Origin of the sequence: Hyphomicrobium sp. (assembly GCF_009026145.1) — a bacterium.
Taxonomy (GTDB): Bacteria; Pseudomonadota; Alphaproteobacteria; order Rhizobiales; family Hyphomicrobiaceae; genus Hyphomicrobium_A.
Genome location: NZ_WBUE01000025.1, coordinates 42,643 through 67,638, shown reverse-complemented (window position 1 = coordinate 67,638; position 24,996 = coordinate 42,643). Strand labels below are relative to the sequence as shown.

Genomic DNA, 24,996 nt, shown 5'->3' with positions numbered 1-24,996 from the left:
CCTGCTGTCGTCGATCGGCAACGTGCCACCGGCAGAAGCGGAAGCCACCTACTATGCCAGCCTGGAGGACCTGAGCATCGCCGCCTGACTCAAACGAAACAGCCTCCGGAGAATCCGGGGCGGTTCAAACCAATACGAATGCGAACACCTGCAATGGTGCTAGTACGTTAGACACTAACGCCATGGGTAAACCCTTATGAAGCGAAAACTGAGCATCCGTGAAAAACGACGGGTGCAGCATTATTTCTCAAGTTGAGAGTTTCTGCAACGGGCTTGTTGTTTGATGCGTAGTTTCTCGGTGGGCCCACCACGTCGCTGCAACGAGAGAGCCCTCCGCACACTGTCGCCCGGTCCTGGCGAATAGCCGGGCGACCGCGCTCAACAGGCCACGTCTGGGTGACAGCATTCCAAGCCTTGATAACGACGGGTGTTGCCCCGCTTGAGATCAGAGGAATACACGCCCATTGTCACTCCTTCGATGCGGCGCGCCAGCAATGGCGTCCGCGGACAGAAGAGCCACGCGGCCGCTTTGCTGGACTGCCAAGTCCCCATTACAGAAGGCACCCGTCGCGCCGCCGGCCGTCGAAGCTCTCTACGAGCGCGTTCTGTTGCGGCTTACCGCGCTGGTTATAGTGCCTGTCGACCCCCGTTCCCTTGCGCGGACAAAAAAAGCCAATGGCTCAGCTCGCGATCTGCGCGCTCCCTCTGACGCGGCTGGTGCTAACGAAGACGAGTACTGCGAATTCTTCCCGCGCACCCCTGTTCTTACGTCGATAGCGTGGGACCCCGTTTCGGGCGTGCGGTTCGAGTCCCACCCGCGGACTCTCGGCGTTCGCTGGTGGGAAAGATGCTAGCCGAAAGCCACGATACGCTACGCAATGACTTCTCTCCCCCACCACACGGCAAGCCATTGATTAGCCTGACTTCCTCCACCTCCCTACGGGGCGCCATCAAGCGCTAGAAAGCGCGCTATATCAATAACTTATAGCAAGTGGGACACTGACTGGACTCGCACCCGCGGTTTCAGGCATGTCGATCCTCGCTACCCAGAACGCGCGGCTTGGACTGCCTGCGGAACTCAGGGTTCGCGAAGCTTCCCGATGGTCCGCTTTGGAGTTCAAAGCAGCTCCCTGGGTCGTGCTTGCTGAAGGCTGCTGCTGACACAACTCGGACATACTTACTCTCGGCAACATTCCAGCGATCGTGGTCAACGTGTGGTGGCCCGGTTCTTCTGCAAGGACGGGGCGCAGCTGAAAGGCAGGCGAAGGCGACTTCTATTGGCCGATGACAGCCAGACCCAGAACCGAGATACCGATGAGGGTTTGTTCGCGAGTCCGCCTCACTTCGGAGCGCCACGATCGTCTGGATATCGCGCGAGATTCGCGGGAAGGGCGCCGGCTGGGTGCGCCATCCGTCATGGTTCGATGACATTCGCTCAAGCCGGTGATGCGACGAGCAGACTTGATTCCAATGGTTCCTGCGCTTGCGGCAACGGGATTGTCGCTTCCGCCTTCGGCCGGCGGACCCGGAACCAGGCCGCATAGAGCGCCGGCAGGAACAGCAGCGTCAGGACCGTCGCGACCAGCAGACCGCCCATCATCGTGATCGCCATCGGGCCCCAGAACACCGAGCGCGACAGCGGGATCATGGCGAGGATGGCGGCCAGCGCCGTGAGCACCAGGGGCCGCGAGCGGCGCACGGTCGACTCGATGATCGCCTCCCAGCGGGAGAGACCCGAAGCCACGTCGGCATCGATCTGATCGACGAGTATGACCGTGTTGCGCATGATCATGCCGGCGAGCGCGATGAGGCCGAGGAGCGCGTTGAAGCCAAACGGAGCATCGAAGGCGAGCAGCGAAAAGCTCGCGCCGACGAGGCCCAGCGGCGCTGTCGAGAACACCAGGAACAGGGTCGAGAAGCGCTGCAGCTGCAGCATGAGGGTGGTGAGCATGGCGAGGAACATGAGCGGGAAGATCTTGAACAGCGCCGCATTCGCCTTGGCGCTCTCCTCCACCGCGCCACCGACCTCGATGCGCATGCCGGGTGGCAGCGTGGCGGCGATCGCGTCGATCGCAGGCCGGATTGCGGCCGTCACATCCGGCGCCTGCACGCCGGGCGCGATGTCGGAGCGCACGGTTAGCGCCACATCCCGATTGCGTCGCCACAGGATGGGGTCCTCGAACTCGTAGTGAACCCGCGCCACTTGCGAAATCGGAACGGCCGCGCCCGAGCGCGTCGGGATGGTGAGATCCTCGAAGGCGCCGAGCCCGAGACGCTCCTCGGGGACCGCACGCGCCACCACCGGTACGAGCTCGATGCCTTCCTTGTATTCTGTCACCGTATAGCCGGAGAGCAGCGTCCCGAGCGTCTGCGCGATGTCCTGCGGAGTCAGCCCCAGCGACCGCGCGCGGTCCTGATCGACCTCGAGCCGGACCGACTTCTTCTGCTCGTTCCAGTCGAACTGCACGTCGCGCGTGTTGGGGTTGGCGCGCATGGCGGTGCGCACCTTGACGGCCAAGGCGCGCACGCTGTCGCCGTCCGGACCGAGCACGCGGAACTGCACCGGGAAACCGACGGGTGGCCCGAAGTTCAGCCGGTCGATGCGCAGGCGCGCCTCGGGGATCACGTTCTGCGCGGCAAGCCCTTCGAGCCGCTCCTTCAGCCGCTCGCGCGCCTCCGCGTCCTTGGTCATCATGACGATGAGCGCGAAGCTCTCGTTGGGCAGCACGGGGTTCAAGGCCAGGAAGAAGCGAGGCGAGCCTTCGCCGATATAGGTCGTGTAGTACTCGAGGTCGGCATCGCCCTTGATGAGGGCTTCGGCCTTTTTGGCGGTGGCTTCGGTGACGCCGATGGAGGTTCCTTCCGGCATGCGGATCTCGATGAACAGCTCCGGCCGCGACGAGGTCGGGAAGAACTGCTGCTGCACCTGCGTGAAGGCGGCGATGGCGGCGCCGAAGGCCGCCAGCGTCAAGGCGATGACCACCCAGCGGAAGCGCACCGCCCAGCCGACGGCGCGGCGCAGGGACCGATAAAGGCGCGTATCGTAGATGTCGTGGGCGTCATGTCCGGCGCCGTGGTTCGTGAAGTTGGGTAGCAGCTTGACGCCGATATAGGGCGTGAAAAACACCGCCACGATCCACGAGACGACAAGGGCGAGCCCGACGATCCAGAAGATGTTGCCGGCATATTCCCCCGCCGTCGAACGCGCGATGCCCACCGGTAGGAAGCCCACGGCGGTCACGAGCGTGCCGGTCAGCATTGGGAACGCGGTCGAATCCCAGGCAAAGGCCGCCGCACGGAGGCGGCTCCAGCCCTGCTCCATTTTCACCACCATCATCTCCACGGCGATGATCGCATCGTCGACGAGCAGGCCGAGGGCGATGATGAGGGAGCCGAGCGTGATACGGTCGAGGTTGAGCCCCGCCACATTCATGACGACGAAGACGACCGCGAGCACGAGCGGAACGGATGTCGCGACGACGAGCCCCGAACGCCACCCAAGCGAGACGAAGCTGACGACGAGCACGATAGCGAGCGCCTCGACGAACGAGCGTAGGAACTCGCCCACCGATTCCTCCACGACGCGCGGCTGGTCCGTGATCTGGTCGATCTCGACGCCGGTCGGAATCTGCGTTTTTGCATCCGCAATCGCATCCTTGAGCCTTTCACCCAGCTCCAGAACGTTGGCACCCTTGGTCATGGCGACGACGACGCCGACGGCTTCGCTGCCGTTATGGCGCACGATGCTCTCCGGTGGGTCCTCGTAGCCGCGCTTGATGGTGGCGATGTCGCCGAGCCGGACCACGGCGCCGCCGGCTTCGATGGGGACTTCCGCAATGGCCGCCTCACCCTTGAAGGCACCCGTGACGCGTACGTCGATGCGGTCGGCGCTGGTTTCGATGGTGCCGGCCGGCGTCACGGCATTCTGGCGCGCCACGCTGTCGAAGATGGCCTGCGGCGTGATGCCGAGAGTCGCCAGCTTGCGGTGGCTGAACTCGATGAAGATGCGCTGGTCGCGCACGCCGACGATATCGACCTTGGCGACACCCTCCGTACGCAGCAGACGCTGGCGCACGATCTCCGCATAGTCCTTGAGCTTGGCGAGCGAAACGTCGGCGCCCGACAGCATGTAGATGGCGGAATAGACGTCGCCGTACTCATCGTTGAAGAACGGTCCCTGCACGCCCTGCGGCAGCGTCGGGCGGCTGTCGTTGAGCTTTTTGCGCACCTGGTACCAGGCGTCATCGACTTCATTCTGCCGCGCCGTGTCCTTGAGCTGTACCTGGATGACGCTGACGCCCGGCCGCGTATAGGTCCGGACGAAGTCGAAGAGCTCGAGCTCCTGCAGCCTTTTCTCGAGCTTGTCGGCGACCTGGTCCTGCATTTCCTCGGCGGTGGCACCGGGCCACGCCGCGGTGATGACCATGGTCTTGATGGCGAACGAGGGGTCCTCGGCGCGGCCGAGATTGAGGTAGCTCATGAGCCCCGCCACCGAGAACACGATGATGAGGAACAAGACGAGCGCGGGATGGGCGACCGCCCACGCCGAGAGGTTGCCGCGCGAGACGGGCTGTTCGTGTTCTTCGGGGCCGGTCATTGCGCCACCTCAACGATGCGTACCGGTATCCCAGCATCGAGCTTGTGAACGCCGGCGGCGACGATCTTCTGGCCTGCCGCCAGCCCGCCTGAGACGATCGCTGACGTCTCGGTCCAGGCGCTGACCTCGACGCTCTGCTTGATCAGGCGGCCGTGCGCTTCATCGATGAGCCATACCGACGGCTGGCCTTGATCCTTGAAGACGGCCGCGAGGGGCAGCTTGGCGCGCACGCCGGTGCCCTGCGACGCCAGATGCACCGTCGCCGTTTTGCCGAGCGCAATGGCGGCATCCGGCTTCGTGAGCGAATAGCGGGCCTGATAAGTGCGCGTCGCCGGATCGGCCTGCGGCGAGATTTCGCGCAGCTTCGCTTCATAGGCGCGATCGGCATCTGCCCACAGCGTCACGGTGGCAGCTGCGTTGCGGTCGCCGTCGATGCGGCCTTCCGGGATCGACACGACCGCCTCGAGCTCGTCGAGACGTGCCACGCGCGCGATCAGTTGTCCGGCGCTAACGACCTGCCCAACCTCAACCGGAAGTGCTGTGATCACGCCGGCTTCCGTGGCCACGAGATCCGTATAGGCGAGCTGGTTCGTCGCCAGTGCAAGGGCGCGCGTCGCGCGCTCGACGCGCCCGCGGGCTTCATCCGCCGTCGCCTTCTTCTGCTCGTAGCTGGCGTCGCTGACCCATTTCTTCTCGTTGAGCGTCGCGTAACGCTTCTCGTCGGCTTGCGCCTGCTTAAGGGTGCTCCGCGCGGCGTTGAGCTCGGCTTCTGCCGATTCGAGCGACAGCCGGTAGTCGCTTGCATCGAGACGAGCGAGCGTCATGCCGGGCGTGACCCTATCGCCGATGTTGACGAGACGCTCGACGATCTTGCCGGCGACCCGGAAGCCGAGATCGCTTTCGTAACGCGGCTTGATGGTGCCGGTGTACGAGCGCGCGCTGGTTGCGGCCGAAAGCTTCACGGCGGCAGCGCGGACCGGCTGCGGGGCCGCCACGTAAGGTGCGCTTTCGCTCTTGCAGCCCGCGAGGGGGGCGGCCAAAGCCACGAGGGCGCCGACTGCGAGAACCGGGCGCGCGCGCCGCCAGGGTTGCGCAATGCGGGAAGTCAATGTTGCCGTCGCGTTCATATCAGACCCCATTGTTGGGCATGGCCGAGGAGTCGGTGCTCTTGAAAGTTAGCTTTCCTAACTTAAGTGAGTAGAGCTAACTTGGCAAGAGGAAATCGGCCGCGAAGAACAAAAAGTTAATAATGCTAACTTAAGTGAGATGCGCTAACTTGTTGAATAGCAGGCACAAGGAAGGAAGGCATGGCCCTGACAAAAGAACGCACCGCGGTGCGCCCAAAGAAGCGGTTCCACCACGGCGACCTGCGCGAGGCGCTGATCGCCGCCACGCGCGAGCTGCTGATCGAGCATGGGCCGGACGGCTTCACATTGGCCGACGCCTGTCGCCGTGCCGGGGTCACGACCGCGGCGCCCTATAAGCACTTCCGCGACAAGCAGGAGATCCTGGAGGAGATCGTGTTGCGCGGCTTCGCGGAGCTCACGGCCACCAACACCAAGGCCGTGGCGGAAGGCGGTCCGGGTACCATTGCCGGCATCACCGCCATGGGCATCTCCTACCTTGACTTTGCCGTAGCGCACCCGGCGATCTTCCGCCTCATGTTCGGCCACAAGTCCGAGATCAGGAAGGTCAAGCAGGTCGACGAGACCGGTAGGCAGTGTCTGAAGCACGTGATCGACGAGGTGGCGGCCTACAGCCGCAAGCATGGACACACCGCCGACGCCGAGGCGGTCGCGATCCGGCTTTGGACATTCGTGCATGGAGCCTCGTCGCTCGAGCTCGATGGCGACTATGCGCGCGTCGCGCGCGGTCTCGATGTTCGCAAGATGATTGCGGACGTCACTCCGATGTTGCTGGGTGCGGTTCGCCAGAAGCACACCTCAGCGCGCGTCAAGAAGCGTTGAGACGGTCCGACCTTGTAGCTAGGGGTGACTGCGCGCCAATCTCATTGTTGGACCGAGCGCCGCCTCCCCTTCTGACCCCAAGTGAACGATTTGAGGCGCCGTCTTGGCGCTTTGTCGGCGATGCCTTGCGTTCATGAAATTCCTGAAGACCTCGTTTAACGACCATCTTGGAGACGGGCGCCCTTAATCTCTGCGACCTCGGCCTCCAGGGACGTCACGCGGTTTTGCAGCTCCTCCACGGGATCGTAGTCCATGGCGTAGGCCGCCGAGCACAGCCATTGCCAAATTCGTTGCCAAGCTTCCTTCATGGTGCTCCTCGTTCCGACTGGCATCTTTGGGAGGGTGGCAATCACAGTGACTCAAGAGCCAAGGCGATGCCCTGTCCACCGCCTATGCAAAGCGTGACGATGCCTTTTCGGAGCTGATTTCTCCGCATCGCGTGCACGAGACGCGTGGTCAGAACAGCACCGGTGGCGCCAATCGGATGACCATGGGCGATGGCGCCGCCCTCGGGATTGACGATGTCTTCGGGGAGCTGAAGCTCCTGGGAGACGGCGAGCGGCACAGCGGCGAAAGCCTCGTTAATTTCGATGCGGTCTATATCGCTGATCTTCCAACTTGCTCGTTCAAGAGCAATCCTAATCGCCGGTACGGGCCCGAGCCCGAACAGTCCCGGCTCAACCGCCGCGATGCCGTAGGAGACAAGCCGCGCCCACGGCGCAATCCCGAGTTTTTCCGCGTGCGAGCGATCGGAGACGATCATGGCGGATGCGCCAGAATTGAGGCCCGGTGCGTTGCCTGCCGTGATCGTGCCGTCCTTGCGGAAGGCCGGACGGAGCTTCGCCAGTGCGTCGTACGTAGTATCGGGTCGATTTGCTTCGTCCTTTGCGAAGGATTCCTCGCCCTTCTTGCCCTTGACCTTTGCCGGGACGATTTCAGCATCGAACGCCCCTTGAGATTGCAGGGCAGCGAACCGCTTCTGAGAGCGCTCGGCCCAGCGGTCCTGACGCTCGCGCGTGAGCTGCGCCTTTGTCACCAGGTCTTCGGTGTGCCAACCGGAATGCTCTCCCGAAAACGCATCGTTCAAACCATCGCGCAACATGCTGTCGTGGATTTCTGCGGGGCCCATCCGATAGCCCCACCGGCCTCCATCGAGCAGATATGGTGCCCGATCCATGTTCTCCATGCCGCCGGCAATTGCGAGCTGCACGTTTCCGGACACGATTTCCTGCGCGGCGGTCACGATCGCCTGAGCGCCCGACCCGCAGACGCGGTTGACAGTGAGCGCCGGGGTCGAAACCGGGAGACCACCGCCGATTGCGGCCTGCCTTGCGGGGTTCATGCGGTTGCCCGCTTGGATGACGTTCCCCATTGTCGCTGAGTCGATGCTTTCGGGAGCAATCTTGGCGCGCCGGACAACTTCGGCGATGGCAACGGCCCCAAGCTCGGTGGCGGCAATACCCTTAAGGGTGCCGTTGAATGTGCCTATCGCTGTGCGAACGGGCTCAGCAAGTATGATTTCCTTCTTCGACATTCTCACTCTCTCGCTGCGATGACGATTGCCGTTCCTTTGCCGGCTGCCGCTTATGCCAAGATGACGTTTGCCGCGCCTTTCGGGTTCTCGACGGCGGAGAAGTGCCCGGTGTTGGGGAGTGTCACCATGCGGGCATTTTTCAGAAGCGCTTTGGTACGCTCCCGTTCAGGGACGCGCGACCAGTCCTTGTCTCCGTAGATGAGGGTGACAGGCGCTTTGACGGCAGCATAGCGTTCGCGCGCCTTCGACCAGGAACGCCATCCGGACAGGACTTTGCGCTCGACATACTCGACATAATGGTAGTGGGGGCGGCCACCCGTCTTGTGGAATTCGTCAAGAAGATCCGCGGGCAACTTGCGCCGGTCGGCGTAACCACCACCCATTATCTTGCCGAGAATCCGGCGGTCCGCGAGAGCAGCGCCGATTGCGCCAAAAATCGGAATCTGCAGGCTACCGACGATTATATTCGCAAACCAGTTGCCGCGGCGGATGCCGTCGCCATAACGCGTCTCGTAATCGTAGGTATTAAGTGCATAAACCGCACGAATGCGATCGGGGACCTCGGCCGCCGCCGTCAGCGCAAGCACGGCACCTATGGATTCACCTACGATGGTCACATCGCGCAGATTCAAGGCTTCCAGGAAGCCTACGACGCCCTGGCGCATGTACGGCTCATCGTAGGTAGCCGACCGGTCGATGGGCGAGTGTCCGTGGCCGGGAAGATCAACGGCGTAGACGGTGAACGACCTCGCGAGAAGGGGTGCCAGATCCCGGAAGTGCTCGAGTTGGGTCCGGATCGTGTGCAGCAGCACAAGAGGGGGCCCGCTTCCGGATTTCTCGTACCGCAGACTCAGCTTGTCCGAGATTTTGAGAAGGCTAGGCCCCTCATCAGAGATTGGGTGCATCGAGCATTTCCTTGGCTTCGCGGTGCCTGACGAGGCGCCAGTAAGGGCAGTGGGGTTGGAACGTTCATTTGATGGCGAGCGTAACTATTGCCTTTCATGACGACCGCCATTATAAAAGTCAAGTGCAGTCACAATCGCAGCGGATCACAAATGCGCGTATCGAAGGAACAGGCGGCAGAGAACCGAGAACGGATTCTGCGTGCTGCGGCGGCGCTAATGCGCGAACGCGGTATCTCGGGCGTTGGCGTGGACGCGCTGACGGAGGCAGCCGGGCTCACGCATGGAAGTGTGTACAGCCAGTTCGGCTCGAAGGACCGACTCGCTGCCGAAGCATTGCGCCACGCTCTGGCGAGCAATGTGGAGAGCATCGGACACGCTCAAGATCTCACGAGCTATGTCTCCCATTATCTTTCGGCGGGACATCGTGACGCGCCGGGACAAGGCTGTGCCATCGCCGCCCTGGGCGGTGAGATGCCGCGATCCTCTGAGGCTGTCAGAAGGGACTTTACGGACGGAGTGCGCAGCATGGTGGGTCGCGTCAGCGCACTGATTAGAGCGGGATCGAAGCGTCGCCGAACTGAGGGGGCGCTCGCCACCGTCGCAACGATGGTCGGCGCGTTGATGCTGGCAAGGGCGGTCGATGATACCGAGCTGGCGGACAAAATTCTGCAAGCCAGCCGAAAATCTCTGATCGCTTCCGCGCGGTGAGAGGGTGGTCACAGGTCAGCGCGCATACGACAGGGGTGAGACTACGAGCAATGGCACTCTCGAGCCTTGAAGCTGAATCGGCACCCATTCGGCTGCATTTTTTCCCGGGGACACGTGCGGCCAGAGCGCGATGGATCCTAGAGGAGATCGGCGTTTCCTACCAACTGAGCATCGTCGACCTGCGCCGAGGTGCACACAAGCGCAAAGACTATCTGGCAGTCCATCCGCTCGGCAAAGTACCGGCCCTCGAAATCGATAATACTATCATCTTCGAGTCCCTGGGGATCTGTCTCTACCTTGCAGATCGCTTTTGGGAGGCTGATCTGGCACCGGTCCCGGAGGACAGAAAACGCAGGGCAGACTACTGCGCCTGGATGGCCCTCTCCACCGGAACACTGGAGCCCGCCATATTCGAGCAGGTGCGGGCGGGGAAAGCCAGGGCTCGACGCATAGCGCCCATCGACATGGGACCGGCTCTCACGCCGTTCGATGATGTCGCTTCGTACATGGAGCGCCACCTCGCGGGCCGACCATTTCTGCTCGGCGATCAAATGACGGCGGCCGACATCATGAACGGCTCGATGATGGCGTGGGCTCAGGAGATCGGTCTGCTTGAGGGGCGTGAGACGATCCGGGCGTGGGTCGCGGACCTAAAGGCCCGCCCCGCCTATTCCCGCGCAATTGCAGAGTCTGGTCGCGGAAAGTGAACAGGAGCTGAGAGCGACGTCGGCCGCGCAACCCAGCAGAGCGGAGTCATCCGCAGGAGAGGTCAAATGCTGTACAGCCACATCGTGAAGAAGAAAATCCGAGAGACCTTCGACCACGTCAACAACCATCGCTGGGATGAGGCGCTGAAAGCAGTCGCGCCGCATATCCATCACCGCGTTTCCGGCGACCACGCGCTTGGTGGTGAGCGCCACGACAAAGCAGCCGTGCGCCGCTGGTTTGAGCGCCTCGGCCGCGTCCAGCCCAATCTCCGTATCAAGGTCGACAACATCTGGGTGAAGGGCTGGCCGTGGGATACCACGGTGTTTGCCCAGTGGGACGGCACCGCAACGCTGCTCAACGGCGACGCCTACGTCAACCGTGGTCTCCACGTGTTCACCCTGCGGTGGGGTAGGGTCCATGCACTCGAAGAATTTCAAGATTCACAAGCAGCGGCCCGTGGGCTTGAAGCCCAAGCGGCAGCTGGCATCAAAGAGGCTGCCGCCGAACCGATTGTAAGCTAGCAGCAGCGGCGCGTGCTGCTCCGGTTCTTGATACAGGGCGACCTGTCGTTTCGATCGCGTCGATCCCCAGGAGGTTTGCGATGCGATCCTCAGCTGGAATTCGTAAAACAGCTTGGCGTGTGGCCCATGAGGCCTGCGCCGCGTTGCCCTCTTTCCCGTGGGATGATCGACATAATCCTTCTGCCGAGGGCAAAGTTTATCAGCTGTCCGAATTTCGCATAGCGTGTCCCCATCACCTTCCGGTGATTGTCGAGGCCGAGTGGTTGACGCACTGGATTATAAACGTCATCTAGCTGGGTGGATGACCATCATCATCCAAAGGCTGAGGATGGGCTCAGTCGTCCCTGGGCACCATTCGCATCCCGCATCAGTCACACAAGGAGAAACCATGCAGACGCTCATGATCGCGGCCATCGCCGCCCTCGCACTTGCTGCCGGAGCGTTCAATGCTTCGGTCGGAACCGAGTTGGACAGGGCGATGTGTGCAGGAGCCTTCATTCATACGACAGGGCCGGTGAACGGCACCTGGCAGAGCGACAGCGGCACCTATCAGGACAGCGACTGATGGGACAAGTGATGGTGGTGATTCTGGCTTTGGCTGTTCTCAGTGGAGCGGCGCACGCGCACTATAACCTAGCTGAGGACTTATTCGGCAAACAGGGCCAGACCCCTCGGCACCTCGATGAGGAAGCGTTCGGCGATGAGTTCAGGCGCCCGGCGCTTTAGCCCGAGCGCGAGCGATGTCCGGGGCCGGCTCCGGTCCCCGGACAGCCCAAAAGGCAGCCGGAGCTGGCCGAGCAGCCTACATCCGGTGCCAATTTGGAATTGCCGACCTCGTCGCGGCGGTTACGGCGGTTACGGCGGTTACAATGGCGATAATGGCTGCCAGCGTGGGCGGGGCTCAATAGTTGATCGCGACTGTTTCAAGTCGCTCATGGTCGCGGTGCGCAAGGGTGCCTACTAACGCTTGCGTGGCCCTGCGAGGGCGAGCGCCTCACGGTTAGAGGCCAGTACCTCCTCACTTAATGCGCCCTCCCCGACCGCGCGCGCAATCACGACCGCGCCGACCAGTGTCGCAAGTGTGCGGATGGCCTTGACCCGTCGCTCCGCCGGCGTGCCGGAAAGTCCAGCCGCGAGCTTGTCGATCGTCCTTTGCGTCCCGTTGGCAAACACGCGTTGCACGTCTGCGCCCTGGCGCGCCGCTTCCACACCGAGGGCGGCCATTACACAGCCCGCGCCCGGATGAGAAACGTGGTGGCGGGTAAGATACTTCTCCACATAGTCCGCGACGGCGTCCGCTTCGCCCAACTTCTCCGCCTTCGTCGCGAGACCCTGCACGAGATTCTCGTAGATGGACTGCGCGGCCTCGGCCACCAAGGCATCCTTGGAATCGAAATGACGATAGAAGCCGCCGTGCGTGAGGCCGGCCGCCTGCATGAGATCGGCGACGCTCGTGCCTTCGATCCCTCGCTCCCTCAACAGGCGTGACGCGGCCGTTACAATCTCATCATGATGGCGGGCCATCGTCTCTTTTGACATGCGCATTTGCTGCCCAACCTCTCGGTACTTCCTCGGCTGCGTTAGCGTACATATATCATCTTAAGCGAGAAAATCAAGCCACTAAGCGAATGCCGCAGGCTGCGGGCTCTGGCGTGATCACGTTTAGGTGATCGCCCGAGATCGCGGTTGACTAGTTGGATTATGAGTGTCATCTAAAGAAATGGATGATATAGCTCATCCAAGTACTAGCATCGAACAACAGGAGAAGACCATGAAGACGATCATCCTCGCCACCCTGCTCGCCGTTTCCGCGGCTGCCACCGCCGGGGCAGGTCCCGTCGTGGACAATACCCTCTCGGTGCATGGCGCTTTCGGCGGCAACAGCTACGGCGGCCGCTAATTCGCCTCCCTCAACAAGCAGCGGCCGTGGGCGTCCTCCACCTGCGGCCGCTTCACTTTTTTGAGGCTTGTCCCATGAGAAGGTTGAGTTCGATCGTTACCGTGAGCCTCGGCGTCGCCGTCCTGATCACGCTGGTCTATGCCAAGGATCGCTCAACACCGCTGCCGGGCGTCCGCACTGCGATCGAACTCGTCAGCAAGAAGGCGCAGGTGTCCTTGACGTTACAACACACGGCGGTTGAATAGGCATAGGGCCTGCCACCCGTCCGCAAGTGGGCCCTAAGCTGACGGATGAGATGGTGAGCGACGAAGACCGCTACTCCAACCGAAGCTGACCCGTTCGCTTACCTGAGACCTTAATTCAGGCGCGCGAGTCATCCTGCGTACATGCGGAGGCGGTGGGACACTCCTACGCAAAACGCAGCGGTAAGCGGCGAGGAGATCTGCTGTCCCACTTTTCAGTAAGTCATTGGCGCCGCCCGAATATTGCACTCCCCTACGGGGCGCCAAGATCTGCGCTGCTCGCTGGTTACGTCCCGATGTGCAGACTGCGATGACGTTGCTCTCAGTGGACCAATGGAGATTGCCAGGGCGCGTATCCAGGCGGCCGGGCGAAATCAGGCGAGGTCCGCTCTCGAGATCAATCCAACCGCCCCGATCGAGGGTGGCTGAAGGCAGCGGGTGGTGACCCGAAGCTGTAGTTGCTTAGGACCGCTACTTACCCGCCCATGCTGCCAATGGCGCGGTTCAGTCGCTGCGCGACCCTGCTGCAGCACCTTTCAGCCGCGGATTGTCAAGCGCTGCTGTACCTGCAGTTTCTGAGCTCTGGGCGCTTCGAGACCATCTCGGGCCGCATCGGCATCGACCGCACGATGGGGTTCCACCGCATCGCCGCCTAAGTGCTTCTCGCGTTTGCGGTCCTGCACCCGCTGCTCTATCTGACGAACACCTTGCTGGCCGATCCCCTCGCCGCTTGGCATCGCCTTCTAGGCATGCTGGGAAGTCCCAGACTGCGCACCGGTATCAGCGCAGCTCGATTTGTCCACTATCTTTCTTGTCGACGAGGCACCGAGGCGTCCGGATTGCGAGGCTGGTCCGCTGCGCCCTGCTGTCGTCCGAGAGCTTGTCCGTGCTGCCGAGGCGCGCAACGCTGCCGCGCTGATATGTGGTCCCCCAGGTATGATGGAGATCGCGGCCGACGCGCTGTTGGATTCCGGCTTAGCGCCGTCGTCCATTCACTATGAGCGTTTCGACTACGGCGCAGGCAAGGGGCGACTTGACCGCGCGCGGCAGCGACAGGCGCTGCGCGTGTTTCTCGCTCTGCTGGTCGCAATGATTGCCTTCATTCTTCGGCAGCATGTCATTGCAGCGATAAACTGATGAGATAATCGACGATGGCAGCACGCGCTTGCGCATCGTCACAGTGGTGCGACTGGAGAAACTTGGCGAGTGCCGCTGAGCGGGCCTCGGCACCGTCGCCGTCGAGACGGCGCGCCAATGTGCTTGCCCGCGGGTGACAACTTGCGCAGCGCGCTTGGAAAGCGGGTGCGTCGGCAGCAGTGCCAAACACTGGGAAGACGCAGGTGAATACGCCTGTCAGTACCAATGTTCTCACAAATGGGGTCCGCGGTCTCAGAGTGCGCTCATAAATCATTGTACATCCGACAGTGCTTGCGCGATGCCCTGCGCGTCTTTCTGCGCGATCCTTGGCTTGTCGCCGCCGCGGACGCACTTGTACCGGACAGCCGCAGTCCCGGCAGCCACTCGCGTTTATGGCACCGGATGTGCGGGCGCCCATTATGGCAATGGTGATAGCTGCGCGCATCGGCGAGCTGAAGCCAGTTTGACGAAAATCTGTTAGGCGCCGGCGATGTGGCCATTGGCGCGGTGGCAGCATGTACCGCTGATGTCGCGATCACGGCAGCGATCAGGGCGAGGCCAAGACGGCGCATATCCTTCTCCTTTCCGGTCAGATTCGGTCAACTGGCTGGCCTTCCGAGCCGCTCCCGTCCGTTTCCCCTGTGAGCCTCGCGACGAGCGACGATTGCGCGTCTGGCAGCCGCAGAGCCCAGGCGGCTACGGTGCAGGCGCCCGCGATCAGGAGGAACGAGGGGGCAAACGTCAGGATGAGCATCAGATTGGCTGTCATGCTGCTGCTTGGCCGACCTCCACATCGGTGGCTTCAACGTGCGCAAGTCGGCCGAAGGCCTCGACGGGCTCGATCCAAAAGGCGAGACCCGGTACCGCTGCCCTGATGCGGATCTCCTCAAGCAGCTTGCCGACCCGCGCGCGCGGCAGGATGAGGACGAGAACACCCCGCGCGACGCGGCCACGCACGCGCTCTCGGACGCTTGCTTTGCCGAACTCGAGACCGTGACCATCGGCCTGCCAGGTGGTGAACCCGGGTAGCGGCGGCTCGCTGTTGAGCAGCAGTTCGACCATGTGCGTCTCCGCCTCCGGCGGATAGACGAGCGTCAGCTTGCAAGCGGATTGGTCCATGACAGACTCCGTGTTTCGTTTCGCGTAGACGTCTCGGTGATGCCGAAGCGGCGGAATAAGATGGGCAGCAGGACTAAGGTGAGCACCGTCGAGCTGACGAGGCCGCCGATCACCACTATGGCGAGCGGCTTCTGGATCTCGGAGCCCGGTCCGCTGGCGAACAGCAGCGGGACGAGACCGAAGGCCGCGATGCTCGCCGTCATGAGCACGGGACGCAGGCGTCGCAGCGAGCCATCGAAGACCACCTGATTGAGCGGCATGCCGCCGGCCAGCAGCTGGTTGAAATAGCTGACGAGCACCAAGCCGTTGAGGACCGCGATGCCGAGCAGCGCGATGAATCCGACCGAGGCCGGAACCGACAGGTATTCGCCCGACAGGTAGAGCGCGAGGATGCCGCCGACGAGCGCAAACGGAACGTTGGCGAGGATCAGCACGGCCTGGCGCGCGGAGCGCAGGGTGGCGAATAGCACGACGAATATCAGGCCGAGGGCGATGGGAACGACGATGGCGAGCCGCGCGGCCGCACGCCGCTGGTTCTCGAACTCGCCACCCCAGACGAGGCGGTAGCCGTGCGGCAGCTCGACCGCGGTAGCCACTGCCTTCTGCGCATCCTCAACGAAGCCAACGAGGTCGCGGCCGGATACGTAGGCCTGCACGATGGCGAAGCGCGAAGCATTCTCGCGGTCCACTTTCACGAGACCCGCCGTGCGCCGCAGTCGGGCGACGTCGCCGATGCGGACGAGGCCGCCGTCGCCGGTCGCCAGCTGGCTCTGCATGAACAGCTCGGGTGCCTTGCGCAGCGTCTCCGGGCCGCGGATCACGATGTTGGTCCGCTTCTGGGCTTCGGCAACGTTGCCGGCCGGCGCCCCCTCCAAGAGAGCACGCAGCTCGTCCTCAATGCGCGTGACGGTGAGCCCGGTGCGGCCCGCGGTCAGCCGATCCATGTCGATCTGCAGGTAGTCGACCGTATCGTTGGAGGCGGTGAACACCTCCGAGGCCCCACTGACGCCGGCGATCGCCGCTTGGATGCGGCCGGCCAGTTCGGCGAGTTGCTTGAGATCCGGCCCGAAGATCTTCACCGCTAGGTCGCCGCGCGCGCCAGTGAGCATTTCCGAGGTGCGCATCTCGATCGGCTGCGTGAAGGCGAATTCGACGCCGGGCAGCTCCGCCATCGCTGCGCGCAGCTGCTGCAACAGCCAATCCTTGTCGGGCACGCGCCACTCATCCTTGGGCTTAAGGACCAGGAAGGCATCCGTGTCGTTGGGGCTCATCGGGTCGAGCCCCAGCTCATCGGAGCCGACGCGCGCGATGATGTGCTCGACCTCCGGCACCTTCTCCAACAGCGTCCGCTGGATGCGCGTGTCGGTAGCGACGCTGGTTTCGAGGTTGATGGAGGGGAGCTTGGTCGTCTGCATGATGACCGACCCCTCGTCCATGGTCGGCATGAACGTCTTGCCGATGGCGAGATAGGCAAAAATCATCGCGGCTACGCCCGCAGTGGCGGTGGCATAAACCGGAAACGGATGTGCCAGGCAAAAGCGCAGCAGTGGCCGGTAGCCGGCCTCGAGGACGCGCATCAGGACAGGGTTCTTGTGGGCGCTACCGCGTAGGACGAGTGATGACAGAGCAGGGATCAGCGTCAGCGACAGCAGTAGCGAGCCCGACAGCGCAAAGACAATGGTGATGGCGACGGGGGCGAACAGCTTGCCCTCGAGTCCCTGCAGCGACAGCAGCGGCAGGAACACCAAGCAGATGATCAATATGCCGGCGGCGACCGGCATGGCGACCTCCGCCGCCGCCTGGTAGACCTGGTGCAGGAGCGGGATGCGCCGATCCCCGGCATGGTGGTTGAGCCGCTCGACTGTGTTCTCGACGACCACCACGGCGGCATCGACGATGAGGCCGATGGCGATGGCGAGACCGCCGAGGCTCATCAGGTTCGCCGACATGCCGACGAGCTTCATCATCAGGAAGGTGATGAGCGCTGCCAGCGGCAGGGTGACAGCCACGACGAGCGAGGCGCGCAGGTTGCCGAGAAAGGCGAGCAAGAGGACGACCACCAGCACCGTCGCCTCCAGCAGCGCCTTGGTCACCGTTCCCACGGCACGCTGGATCAGGTCGGAACGGTCGTAGAAAGCGTGCAGCGTCACGCCATCGGGCAGACTGGGTCGCAGTGTCTCGAGCCGCGCACGCACGTCCTTGACGATCGCGCTCGCGTCGGCACCGCGCAGCGAGAGAACGAGGCCCTCTACCGCCTCCCCGCCTCCATCCTTGGTAACGGCGCCGTAGCGGGTCAGGCTGCCGATGCCGACGGCGGCGACGTCCTGCAGGCGAAGGACTTTGCCGCTTTCCGTTTTGAGTACGATCTGCTGCAAGTCCCCGGGCGTACGGATGGCGCCTTCGGAGCGCACGACGAGCGCCTTCTCGCCGTCGGCGAGGCGCCCGGCGCCGTCGTTGCGATTGGTCGCCGCAATCGCTTCCTTGATATCACCGATGCTCAGCCCGGCAGCCGCGAGCGCGGCACTGTCGGGGACGACCTCGAATGTGCGCACCAGGCCGCCGAGCGCGTTGACGTCGGCCACACCGGGTATCGTGCGCAGCGCCGGGCGGATGGTCCAATCGAGCAAACTGCGCCGCTCCTCCAGCGAGAGGCTGCCGCCCTCGATGGTAAACATGAAGACGTCAGAAAGTGGGGTGGAGATCGGCGCTAGTCCGCCGGATACGCTCGCAGGCAGCGCGTCGCTGACCCCGGCCAGCCGTTCGGCGACCTGCTGGCGCGCCCAGTAAATGTCGGTGCCGTCCTCGAAGTCGATGGTGATGTCGGCGATGGCGTACTTCGCTGAGGAGCGCAGGATCGTCTGGCGCGGGATGCCCAGCAGCTCCAGCTCGATGGGGGCGATGACGCGCGTCTCCACCTCCTCCGGCGTCATGCCCGGCGCCTTCATGATGATCTTCACCTGGATCGATGAGATGTCGGGGAAGGCGTCGATGGGGATGCGCAGAAAGGCATAGGCGCCCGCCGCGGCGATCAACGCCGAGCAGAGCAGAACGAATGCCCGTTGCGTGAGTGCGAACTCGACGATCTTGCGCAGCATCGCCTACTCCCCTGCGCTGATCATGTTCTCGAGCTGCGCCAGGCCCGATACGGCGACCTTTTGGCCGGCGGCGAGTCCGCCCTCGATCGTGGCGGCGTGGAGCGTCTTGCCCTTGAGGGTTACGGGCAGCACGGCAAATCCGCTTGCGGTGCGAAGAAAGACGTTGGGCACACCACCCAGCCAAACGACCGCTTGTGCGGGTACGTCGATGCCGCTCACGGCGGCTTCGCGGTGGATGCTGAGCGTCACCATTTGCCCGGGCACGAGGTCCGCCGAAGCTGGGATGCTGCCGGTGAGCGTCGCCGACCGCGTCTTGGGGTCGAGCGTGTGGCCAACTGAGAGGATTTTGCCCTTCGCGCCATTGTCCACGCGGATGCTGTCCCCCGGGCGCACTTTGCCGATCAGCGAAGCCGGTAGTTGCGCCTCAACCCACAGCTCATCGGTCGTATCGAGGACAATGGCGGGGGCCATGGCCTCGATGCTCGCACCGGGAGCGACATTCGCCTCAACCACGCGGCCGGTCTGCTGAGCAACCAGTGCGTAGCTGCCATCGGGGTTGGTCCTGATGCCGCCGAGGGCGAGGAGACGGCGATGCTCCTCGACGGAAGCCTCGAGACCCGCCCGCTGTGCTTCGGCCTCAGCGGCGCGCGTCGGAGAGGCGATATTTTTCTCGGCGAGGCCGCGATAGCGCTCGGCCACGGCCGTAGCGGACGCAAGATTGGCTTCCGCCTGGCGCAGGCGGGACAGGGTCTCGACCAGCTCGCGGCTGGAAATGGTCATCAGCGTCTGGCCCCGCGAGACGGTCTGCCCCGGCAGCACCTCGACCGACACGACGGTGCCTGCAAAGGGCGCCGGCACGGCGATGCGGCTGTTCATCGGTGGGATGATGGTCGCGGGGAGGAGCGCGATCGCTTCCTCGGTGGCCGGGCGCACCTCCTCGAGTTTGATCTCAAGACGGTCAATCTGCGCCTGGGAGACAGCGATTTCAGCGCCCTGAACCGGCTGCAGCGCCGCCAACCCGACAATGAACGCGAGCGGCGGCACGAGATACTTGATTAAACGCATAGGCCGTAACCTCCCCTTGGGCTACGGCTGTCACACGCCCACCTGAAACCAACCTGAAAAGCCGGTGCGGCGCCATGTCCTGAGGTCGGCTTCCAAGGGCTTGCGGCTTTTCAGGTCGGTTTCAGGTGCTACGCATAAGCCCCATTGGGGATGGACCTCGGGAGGTTCGCCATTCGCATTCTTTTGGTCGAGGACGACGACGACATCGCAGGCCGGCTCGCCACTGGGCTGCGGCCGGCGGGCTTCGTCGTAGACCGCGCCAAGAACGGCGAGGACGGTTACGCGATGGGAGCGCACGACCAATTCGATGCGGCGATCCTCGACCTCGGTCTGCCGCAGATGCAGGGCCTGACGGTTCTGCGCAAGTGGCGCGCCGACAAGCGCGACATGCCGGTCCTCATCCTCACCGCCCATGGCACGTGGACGGAAAAGGTGGAGGGGCTGAACGCGGGCGCCGACGATTACATCACCAAGCCGTTCCATATCCCCGAGGTCGTGGCGCGTCTGCGCGCCCTCATGCGCAGGAAATCCGGCGCTGCAAGCCCCGTCCTCACTCACAAGGACATCAACCTCGACACCGTTGCCGGCAAGGCGACCGTGGGCGGAAAGGAGGTGGAGCTCACTGCTTCGGAGCTGCGCATGCTCACCTATTTCATGCATCGTCCCGGGCGCGTCATCTCGCAGAGCGAGCTGATGGAGCATCTCTACGCTCTGGAGGCGAGCGCGGAGTCCAATACCATCGAAGTCTACATCAGCCGCCTGCGACGCAAGCTGGGCCGCAACGTCATAACGACGGTGCGCGGTCTCGGCTATCGCATGGACTGAGGCACCGAATGCGCTCTCTCCGAGCCCGCCTGATCATCGTCGCCGCCATCTGGGTTGCGGTCGGCGTTGCCGTGGCCGGCGTCCTCCTGTCGGCGGTGTTCAGAGAATTCCTCGTCGAGCAGTTCTACGACGAGCTCCATGTCCACCTCGATGAGCTGCAGGGTTTGATGGAATTCGACGCCAACGGGCAGTTCAAACTGCAGCGCCCGCTCAGCGACCCGCGCTATGTCGCGCCGCTGTCGGGCTTCTACTGGGAGATCCAGAAGGATGGCAAAGTGCTCGCGCGCTCGACGTCCCTCGAGGGCCCGATCCTCAAGGTGCCAGCCGACGGTGGCACCGACGCGCAGGTCCATACGCACAGCATCGCAGGCCCAACTGGCGAATTGCTGATCGCCGAGCGGCTGCGCTGGCTCGATGCCGGAAAAGACCCGCTGCGCATCATCATCGGCACCGACAAGCGGATTCTCGACCACGAGCTCGAGGAATTCAACAAGGTGCTGTTGTGGTCGCTGGGCGGGTTTGCGCTGTCGATGATCGGCGCGGCCGTTGTCTTTCTGCTCTATGCCATGGCCCCATTCGCCCACCTGCGCACCGCGCTGGCGAAGGTCCGCAGTAGTGCCGCACCCAACCTGAGCGGCAAGTTCCCGGAGGAGGTGCAGCCGCTCATCGACGACCTTAACAATCTTCTCGCCGCCTCGGGCGAGCAGATCCTCAAGGCTCGGGCGCAAGCCGGCAACATCGCGCACGGCCTCAAGACGCCGCTCGCCATCCTGGTCGATGAAGCACATCAGCTCGCGCTGAGGGGCGAAGACCAGTCAGCAGCCATTATCCGCGACCAATGCCGGCGCATGCAGAGCCAGATCGACTATCAGATCGCGCGTGCACGCGCGGCCGCTTCGCGTGCCAAGCCCGGCACCGCAGCATCGCTTACCGAGACAGCCAGTTCTGTCATGCGGGCGCTCCAACGTCTGTATGTGGAGGGCGGGCTGCGCATCGAGAACGATGTTCCTGCCGGCGTGACGGTGGCTTGCGAAGTGCAGGACCTGAACGAAATGCTGGCCAACCTTGTCGATAACGCCTGCAAGCATGCCAAGACGCGCGTGAGGATGCGTACGGAAGACAGTAGCCTTCCCGACTTTGTCACCGTTGTGGTGGAGGACGACGGTCCTGGCCTGCCCCCCGAGGCGTGGGAGGTCGTCTTCAACGTCGGCGCGCAGTGGGGCGATCGAAGCGGCGGCTCCGGTCTCGGACTGCCTATCGTGCGCGATCTCGTGCAGCTCTACGGAGGAAGTATCCGGCTTGGCCGCTCCGCTCTTGGCGGCCTGAGAGTACAACTTGAACTGCCCGAGTTTGTGCAGGGTTCGGGCCGCTGAGGGCCAACTGGGGGCGCCCGTCAACGCTAGCGTTGACTTCCCTCAAGGCCAGGTTGCCCGCAAGACCTAAGGTCCCGTCCGAGGAGATCTAGGATGTCTGAATACAAAGAATACGTTGCCTGGGATCTGCCGACGCGCTGGTTCCACTGGATCAATGCGCTCGCCGTGCTGGGCCTGATCGGGACGGCGCTCGTCATTCTCTTTGGCGACGCCCTTGGCCTTTCGGCTCCCGGAAAGGTGGCTCTCAAGAGCATTCATGTCAGCCTTGGCTACGTCATGGCCATCAATTTGGTGTGGCGGCTTGTTTGGGCCTTTCTGGGTAATCGCTATGCCCGCTGGCGCGGCATCCTCCCAGGCGGGCCGGGCTATCTCACGGTGCTTCGGGCGTATGCAGCTTCGTTCCTCTCTGGGGAGCCGCAGCAGTACGTGGGCCATAATCCGCTGGCGCGCATCGGCGTCGCTCTACTCTTCCTGCTCCTCATCGTTCAGGTCGCCACCGGCCTCGTCATCGCCGGCACGGATCTCTATTGGCCACCCTTCGGCCATTGGTTCGCAGCGTGGGTAGCGGCCCCAGGCGTTGATCCTTCCCTGGTGGTCCCCGGAGCGACCGACCTGATCGACAAGGCCTCCTACGATGCCATGCGCGCTTTCCGCCGCCCCTTCGTGGAGGTGCATGAACTCATCTTCTACGCGCTGGTGGTTCTCATCGTTCTGCACGTGATCGCGGTCGTCGCCACGGAGGTCCACGAAGGCGGCAGCATCACGTCGGCCATGTTCACCGGCCGCAAGATTCTCTCGCGCCGTCCGCCGGATGCCCCTTAGCTTGCTGTGCGGCGCACCTTCGAGCAGCGCGCATGATCAACGAACGCTTCGCCAGGCGCGCCCTCATCCTTGTCGCCTTGCTCGGCCTGGCCTTGGGTGGCTTTGCTGATCTTGTCGGCTACCGCGCCACGGCCGCGTGGATATGGACGGCGGCCACGGTTCCTGTCGTCATCGCCCTTGCCGTCTCCATCGTGCGCGATCTGGCAGCCGGACGCATGGGTGTCGATCCCATCGCCCTTCTGGCCATGGGTGGCGCTCTCATCCTCGATCAGTCCCTGGCCGCCATCGTCGTCGCCATCATGTACACGGGCGGCACGGTGCTCGAGGACTACGCGGTTGCGCGCGCCGAGCGCAACCTGAAGTCGCTCGTTGATCGCGCACCGCGACGGGCGCACCGTCGCAGCGACCAGACGGTCACGGACATCGACATCCGCGAGGTGAGGGTCGGCGACGCGATCCTCGTCCGCGCCGGCGAGATCGTTCCCGTCGATGGACTGATCGCTTCTCCGGTGGCGGTGCTCGATGAATCGGCGCTCACCGGGGAGCCCATTCCCGTCACGCGCCAGACCGGCGCGAGCGCCCGCAGTGGCACGCTGAATGCCGGCGACACTTTCGAGATCACGGCGACGGCTACGGCCGAGGAGAGCACCTACGCCGGCATCGTCCGGCTCGTCACCGCCGCGCAGACTGTGAAGGCGCCATTCATCAGACTGGCGGATCGCTATGCGTTGCTGTTGCTGCCGCTGACCGTCGCCATCGCCGGTCTCGCGTGGGCGCTATCGGGAGATGCCATTCGCGGCCTCGCCGTCCTGGTGGTCGCCACACCGTGCCCGCTCATCCTGGCAGCCCCTGTCGCCTTTATTGCCGGGGTCTCGCAGGCCGCGCGCCGGGGCATCATCATCAAGGGCAGCGCGCCGCTCGATGCCCTGGCTCGGACGCATACCGTGCTGTTCGATAAGACGGGTACCCTGACCGTCGGCGGTGCACGCCTGATCACCGTTGAGACGGCGCCCAACGCAGACGCCGGCGAAGTGTTGCGGTTGGCGGGATCCTTGGAGCAGGCATCGCAGCACGTCGTCGCCGCCGCGATCGTGGCGGCCGCCACCGGCAGAGGGCTTTTTCTACAAATGCCGCGGCAGGTGCATGAGGTGATGGGCTCTGGGCTCGAAGGCGTGGTCGATGGACACAGGGTCCGCGTCGGCTCGCACCAGCTCATTTTTGGTGCGCGCGCGTTGGACGAGTGGGTGGCGCGCGCCTTACGCCGCGCCTCCTGGCGATCCGCGCTCAGCGTATTCGTGTCGGTGGATGACCGCGTCGTTGGCGCGTTGCTGCTTGCCGACGAGCTGCGCAAGGATACCCCGCGCGCGGTGCAATCGCTCCGCTCGGCCGGTGTGGCCCGGATCGTGATGGTCACGGGTGATCATGCCGACGCGGCGGAAACGATTGCCGCGGCGCTGGATATCGACGCGGTACTCTCCGACCGGGTGCCGTCCGATAAAGTCGACGCGGTGAGCATGGAAAGCCGCATGCATCCGACCCTGATGGTGGGCGACGGCATCAACGACGCGCCCGCCCTCGCCGCCGCCGACGTGGGTGTGGCGCTCGGCGCCCGTGGCGCCAGCGCCTCCTCGGAGGCGGCCGACGTTGTCATCGTCGTCGACAGGCTCGATCGCGTGTCCGAGGCCGTCGCCATCGCTCGGCGGGCGCGGCGGATCGCCATCCAGAGCATCGTCGCCGGTATGGGTCTTTCCGGCCTCGCTATGGGCTTTGCCGCCTTCGGCTGGCTGACGCCGGTGGCCGGGGCTCTGACGCAGGAGGCCATCGACGTCGCCGTGATCCTCAACGCACTGCGGGCGCTGGCGCCCGGCTGGCGCCCGCGCCGTGAGGGTCTGCCCGGCGAGATGGCACGTGCCCTCGGCGAGGAACATCGCCTGCTCGAGCAGGAGCTGGACAAGCTGCGGTCCATATCGGATGCACTCGACGATGCGAGCGGTCAGCGCGCGGTCGACCTCATTCTCAGCGCGCACACGATCATCGAGGATACCGTCGTGGCGCACGAGCGCGAGGATGAAAGCGCGCTCTATCCGCGCCTCTCGAAGCTACTGGCTGATGGCCACGGCTTGTCCGCCATGAGCCGGGCGCACCGCGAGATCCTGCACCAGGCAAGGCTCCTATCGCGGCTCGCACATGGTTTGCGGGCCGAGGATGCAGACAAGTACCTCGTGCGCGATGCGCAGCGGGTGATCGGCGCCATCGAAGCCCTCGTACGCATCCACAACGCGCAGGAGGAGGATATTTATGAAGCGGCGGCCGGCGTGTGATTGATACCGCAGCCCAAGAGGTCCGCTTCGGCCCTGAGCCGACGTCAGTTGGCCACCACGTTCATGCCCCACGTCGAGCTTCCTGTCGGCACGCGTGGGCGTTGCGCCCGTGGTCGCTCGTCATAGGCTGCTTCTCCTGATCGAGGCGGTGAGCCCT

General features: G+C 63.8%; 24 protein-coding genes. 13 read left to right on the top strand and 11 right to left on the bottom strand.

Going from position 1 to position 24,996, the window contains the following annotated elements; genetic code table 11:
• Positions 1-551 precede the first annotated feature (551 nt).
• From F9K20_RS21360 to F9K20_RS16800, 3 genes are all read right to left on the bottom strand, one after another.
• On the bottom strand, positions 552-677 hold the full coding sequence (locus F9K20_RS21360; protein ID WP_367115779.1) for an integrase core domain-containing protein: 126 nt from the start codon (positions 675-677) through the stop codon (positions 552-554).
• A 758-nt stretch (positions 678-1,435) separates the two neighbouring features.
• A complete protein-coding gene (locus F9K20_RS16805; RefSeq protein WP_291004424.1) occupies positions 1,436-4,597 on the bottom strand; it encodes an efflux RND transporter permease subunit in 3,162 nt (1,053 codons plus the stop codon).
• On the bottom strand, positions 4,594-5,724 hold the full coding sequence (locus tag F9K20_RS16800; protein WP_291004421.1) for an efflux RND transporter periplasmic adaptor subunit: 1,131 nt from the start codon (positions 5,722-5,724) through the stop codon (positions 4,594-4,596). The genes F9K20_RS16805 and F9K20_RS16800 overlap by 4 nt, the downstream gene beginning before the upstream one ends.
• A 180-nt stretch (positions 5,725-5,904) precedes the next feature.
• Here F9K20_RS16800 and F9K20_RS16795 point away from each other — a divergent pair, with 180 nt between their 5' ends.
• Positions 5,905-6,564 carry a TetR/AcrR family transcriptional regulator gene (locus F9K20_RS16795; protein WP_291004418.1) on the top strand — a complete coding sequence of 220 codons (660 nt, stop codon included), beginning with the start codon at positions 5,905-5,907 and terminating at the stop codon, positions 6,562-6,564.
• Positions 6,565-6,719: 155 nt separating this feature from the next.
• On the opposite strand, the gene F9K20_RS16790 is transcribed toward F9K20_RS16795, so the two are convergent.
• From F9K20_RS16790 to F9K20_RS16780, 3 genes are read right to left on the bottom strand one after another with little or no spacing between them, the layout of a single operon-like run.
• On the bottom strand, positions 6,720-6,872 hold the full coding sequence (locus tag F9K20_RS16790; RefSeq protein ID WP_291004415.1) for a hypothetical protein: 153 nt from the start codon (positions 6,870-6,872) through the stop codon (positions 6,720-6,722).
• Positions 6,873-6,913: 41 nt separating this feature from the next.
• Positions 6,914-8,098 carry a thiolase family protein gene (locus F9K20_RS16785; RefSeq protein WP_291004412.1) on the bottom strand — a complete coding sequence of 395 codons (1,185 nt, stop codon included), beginning with the start codon at positions 8,096-8,098 and terminating at the stop codon, positions 6,914-6,916.
• A 50-nt stretch (positions 8,099-8,148) separates the two neighbouring features.
• Positions 8,149-9,003 (bottom strand): alpha/beta hydrolase, encoded by an 855-nt coding sequence (locus F9K20_RS16780; RefSeq protein ID WP_291004409.1) that lies wholly within the window; start codon positions 9,001-9,003, stop codon positions 8,149-8,151.
• A gap of 150 nt (positions 9,004-9,153) precedes the next feature.
• On the opposite strand from F9K20_RS16780, the gene F9K20_RS16775 reads away from it, so the two are divergent.
• From F9K20_RS16775 to F9K20_RS16760, 4 genes are all read left to right on the top strand, one after another.
• Complete coding sequence (locus tag F9K20_RS16775; protein ID WP_291004405.1) at positions 9,154-9,711, top strand: TetR/AcrR family transcriptional regulator; 558 nt, start codon at positions 9,154-9,156, stop codon at positions 9,709-9,711.
• A 50-nt stretch (positions 9,712-9,761) separates the two neighbouring features.
• Positions 9,762-10,418 carry a glutathione S-transferase family protein gene (locus F9K20_RS16770; protein WP_291004402.1) on the top strand — a complete coding sequence of 219 codons (657 nt, stop codon included), beginning with the start codon at positions 9,762-9,764 and terminating at the stop codon, positions 10,416-10,418.
• 66 nt (positions 10,419-10,484) lie between these two features.
• Positions 10,485-10,940 carry a nuclear transport factor 2 family protein gene (locus tag F9K20_RS16765; protein ID WP_291004399.1) on the top strand — a complete coding sequence of 152 codons (456 nt, stop codon included), beginning with the start codon at positions 10,485-10,487 and terminating at the stop codon, positions 10,938-10,940.
• A gap of 388 nt (positions 10,941-11,328) precedes the next feature.
• The gene (locus F9K20_RS16760; protein ID WP_291004397.1) at positions 11,329-11,505 is read left to right on the top strand and encodes a hypothetical protein; all 177 of its coding nucleotides are present in this window, start codon (positions 11,329-11,331) and stop codon (positions 11,503-11,505) included.
• A gap of 395 nt (positions 11,506-11,900) precedes the next feature.
• On the opposite strand, the gene F9K20_RS16755 is transcribed toward F9K20_RS16760, so the two are convergent.
• Positions 11,901-12,479: a helix-turn-helix domain-containing protein gene (locus tag F9K20_RS16755; RefSeq protein WP_291004395.1), complete on the bottom strand. Its 579-nt coding sequence runs from the start codon at positions 12,477-12,479 to the stop codon at positions 11,901-11,903.
• A 232-nt stretch (positions 12,480-12,711) separates the two neighbouring features.
• Here F9K20_RS16755 and F9K20_RS16750 point away from each other — a divergent pair, with 232 nt between their 5' ends.
• The 4 genes from F9K20_RS16750 to F9K20_RS16735 all read left to right on the top strand — a co-directional run bounded on the left by F9K20_RS16750 (position 12,712) and on the right by F9K20_RS16735 (position 14,219).
• Positions 12,712-12,840 (top strand): hypothetical protein, encoded by a 129-nt coding sequence (locus tag F9K20_RS16750; protein WP_291004392.1) that lies wholly within the window; start codon positions 12,712-12,714, stop codon positions 12,838-12,840.
• A gap of 74 nt (positions 12,841-12,914) precedes the next feature.
• Positions 12,915-13,085, top strand: coding sequence for a hypothetical protein (locus tag F9K20_RS16745; protein ID WP_291004389.1), 171 nt, complete (start codon positions 12,915-12,917; stop codon positions 13,083-13,085).
• 491 nt (positions 13,086-13,576) lie between these two features.
• Entirely contained in the window at positions 13,577-13,738 is a 162-nt protein-coding gene (locus tag F9K20_RS16740; protein ID WP_291004387.1) for a hypothetical protein, read from the top strand.
• Between the two features lie 280 nt (positions 13,739-14,018).
• Positions 14,019-14,219, top strand: a complete 201-nt coding sequence (locus F9K20_RS16735) for a hypothetical protein (protein ID WP_291004384.1) — start codon at positions 14,019-14,021, stop codon at positions 14,217-14,219.
• Positions 14,220-14,808: 589 nt separating this feature from the next.
• Here the strand turns inward: F9K20_RS16735 and F9K20_RS16730 are convergent.
• The 4 genes from F9K20_RS16730 to F9K20_RS16715 are packed head-to-tail and all read right to left on the bottom strand — an operon-like array spanning position 14,809 to position 19,498.
• Positions 14,809-14,988 carry a hypothetical protein gene (locus tag F9K20_RS16730; protein ID WP_291004381.1) on the bottom strand — a complete coding sequence of 60 codons (180 nt, stop codon included), beginning with the start codon at positions 14,986-14,988 and terminating at the stop codon, positions 14,809-14,811.
• Positions 14,985-15,338, bottom strand: coding sequence for a DUF3240 family protein (locus F9K20_RS16725; protein WP_291004378.1), 354 nt, complete (start codon positions 15,336-15,338; stop codon positions 14,985-14,987). Before F9K20_RS16725 ends, F9K20_RS16730 begins: the two co-directional genes overlap by 4 nt.
• A complete protein-coding gene (locus tag F9K20_RS16720) occupies positions 15,314-18,433 on the bottom strand; it encodes a CusA/CzcA family heavy metal efflux RND transporter (RefSeq protein ID WP_291004375.1) in 3,120 nt (1,039 codons plus the stop codon). The genes F9K20_RS16725 and F9K20_RS16720 overlap by 25 nt, the downstream gene beginning before the upstream one ends.
• A 3-nt stretch (positions 18,434-18,436) precedes the next feature.
• On the bottom strand, positions 18,437-19,498 hold the full coding sequence (locus F9K20_RS16715; protein ID WP_291004372.1) for an efflux RND transporter periplasmic adaptor subunit: 1,062 nt from the start codon (positions 19,496-19,498) through the stop codon (positions 18,437-18,439).
• 171 nt (positions 19,499-19,669) lie between these two features.
• On the opposite strand from F9K20_RS16715, the gene F9K20_RS16710 reads away from it, so the two are divergent.
• The 4 genes from F9K20_RS16710 (at position 19,670) to F9K20_RS16695 (ending at position 24,839) form a co-directional block, all read left to right on the top strand.
• The gene (locus F9K20_RS16710; RefSeq protein ID WP_291004430.1) at positions 19,670-20,323 is read left to right on the top strand and encodes a response regulator transcription factor; all 654 of its coding nucleotides are present in this window, start codon (positions 19,670-19,672) and stop codon (positions 20,321-20,323) included.
• A gap of 71 nt (positions 20,324-20,394) precedes the next feature.
• Entirely contained in the window at positions 20,395-21,696 is a 1,302-nt protein-coding gene (locus F9K20_RS16705) for a HAMP domain-containing sensor histidine kinase (RefSeq protein ID WP_291004369.1), read from the top strand.
• A 93-nt stretch (positions 21,697-21,789) separates the two neighbouring features.
• Positions 21,790-22,518 carry a cytochrome b/b6 domain-containing protein gene (locus F9K20_RS16700; RefSeq protein WP_291004366.1) on the top strand — a complete coding sequence of 243 codons (729 nt, stop codon included), beginning with the start codon at positions 21,790-21,792 and terminating at the stop codon, positions 22,516-22,518.
• 32 nt (positions 22,519-22,550) lie between these two features.
• Complete coding sequence (locus F9K20_RS16695) at positions 22,551-24,839, top strand: heavy metal translocating P-type ATPase (protein WP_291004363.1); 2,289 nt, start codon at positions 22,551-22,553, stop codon at positions 24,837-24,839.
• Positions 24,840-24,996: the final 157 nt, after the last annotated feature.

Coding starts and splice junctions, on each gene's coding strand:
- F9K20_RS16725 (WP_291004378.1), bottom strand. CDS start 15,338: ATGGACCAATCCGCTTGCAAGCTGACGCTCGTCTATCCGCCGGAGGCG.
- F9K20_RS16780 (WP_291004409.1), bottom strand. CDS start 9,003: ATGCACCCAATCTCTGATGAGGGGCCTAGCCTTCTCAAAATCTCGGAC.
- F9K20_RS16750 (WP_291004392.1), top strand. CDS start 12,712: ATGAAGACGATCATCCTCGCCACCCTGCTCGCCGTTTCCGCGGCTGCC.
- F9K20_RS16805 (WP_291004424.1), bottom strand. CDS start 4,597: ATGACCGGCCCCGAAGAACACGAACAGCCCGTCTCGCGCGGCAACCTC.
- F9K20_RS16740 (WP_291004387.1), top strand. CDS start 13,577: ATGGCGCGGTTCAGTCGCTGCGCGACCCTGCTGCAGCACCTTTCAGCC.
- F9K20_RS16770 (WP_291004402.1), top strand. CDS start 9,762: ATGGCACTCTCGAGCCTTGAAGCTGAATCGGCACCCATTCGGCTGCAT.
- F9K20_RS16775 (WP_291004405.1), top strand. CDS start 9,154: ATGCGCGTATCGAAGGAACAGGCGGCAGAGAACCGAGAACGGATTCTG.
- F9K20_RS16745 (WP_291004389.1), top strand. CDS start 12,915: ATGAGAAGGTTGAGTTCGATCGTTACCGTGAGCCTCGGCGTCGCCGTC.
- F9K20_RS16695 (WP_291004363.1), top strand. CDS start 22,551: ATGATCAACGAACGCTTCGCCAGGCGCGCCCTCATCCTTGTCGCCTTG.
- F9K20_RS16795 (WP_291004418.1), top strand. CDS start 5,905: ATGGCCCTGACAAAAGAACGCACCGCGGTGCGCCCAAAGAAGCGGTTC.
- F9K20_RS16700 (WP_291004366.1), top strand. CDS start 21,790: ATGTCTGAATACAAAGAATACGTTGCCTGGGATCTGCCGACGCGCTGG.
- F9K20_RS16765 (WP_291004399.1), top strand. CDS start 10,485: ATGCTGTACAGCCACATCGTGAAGAAGAAAATCCGAGAGACCTTCGAC.
- F9K20_RS16760 (WP_291004397.1), top strand. CDS start 11,329: ATGCAGACGCTCATGATCGCGGCCATCGCCGCCCTCGCACTTGCTGCC.
- F9K20_RS16785 (WP_291004412.1), bottom strand. CDS start 8,098: ATGTCGAAGAAGGAAATCATACTTGCTGAGCCCGTTCGCACAGCGATA.
- F9K20_RS16800 (WP_291004421.1), bottom strand. CDS start 5,724: ATGAACGCGACGGCAACATTGACTTCCCGCATTGCGCAACCCTGGCGG.
- F9K20_RS16735 (WP_291004384.1), top strand. CDS start 14,019: ATGATGGAGATCGCGGCCGACGCGCTGTTGGATTCCGGCTTAGCGCCG.
- F9K20_RS16720 (WP_291004375.1), bottom strand. CDS start 18,433: ATGCTGCGCAAGATCGTCGAGTTCGCACTCACGCAACGGGCATTCGTT.
- F9K20_RS16755 (WP_291004395.1), bottom strand. CDS start 12,479: ATGTCAAAAGAGACGATGGCCCGCCATCATGATGAGATTGTAACGGCC.
- F9K20_RS16790 (WP_291004415.1), bottom strand. CDS start 6,872: ATGAAGGAAGCTTGGCAACGAATTTGGCAATGGCTGTGCTCGGCGGCC.
- F9K20_RS16715 (WP_291004372.1), bottom strand. CDS start 19,498: ATGCGTTTAATCAAGTATCTCGTGCCGCCGCTCGCGTTCATTGTCGGG.
- F9K20_RS16730 (WP_291004381.1), bottom strand. CDS start 14,988: ATGACAGCCAATCTGATGCTCATCCTGACGTTTGCCCCCTCGTTCCTC.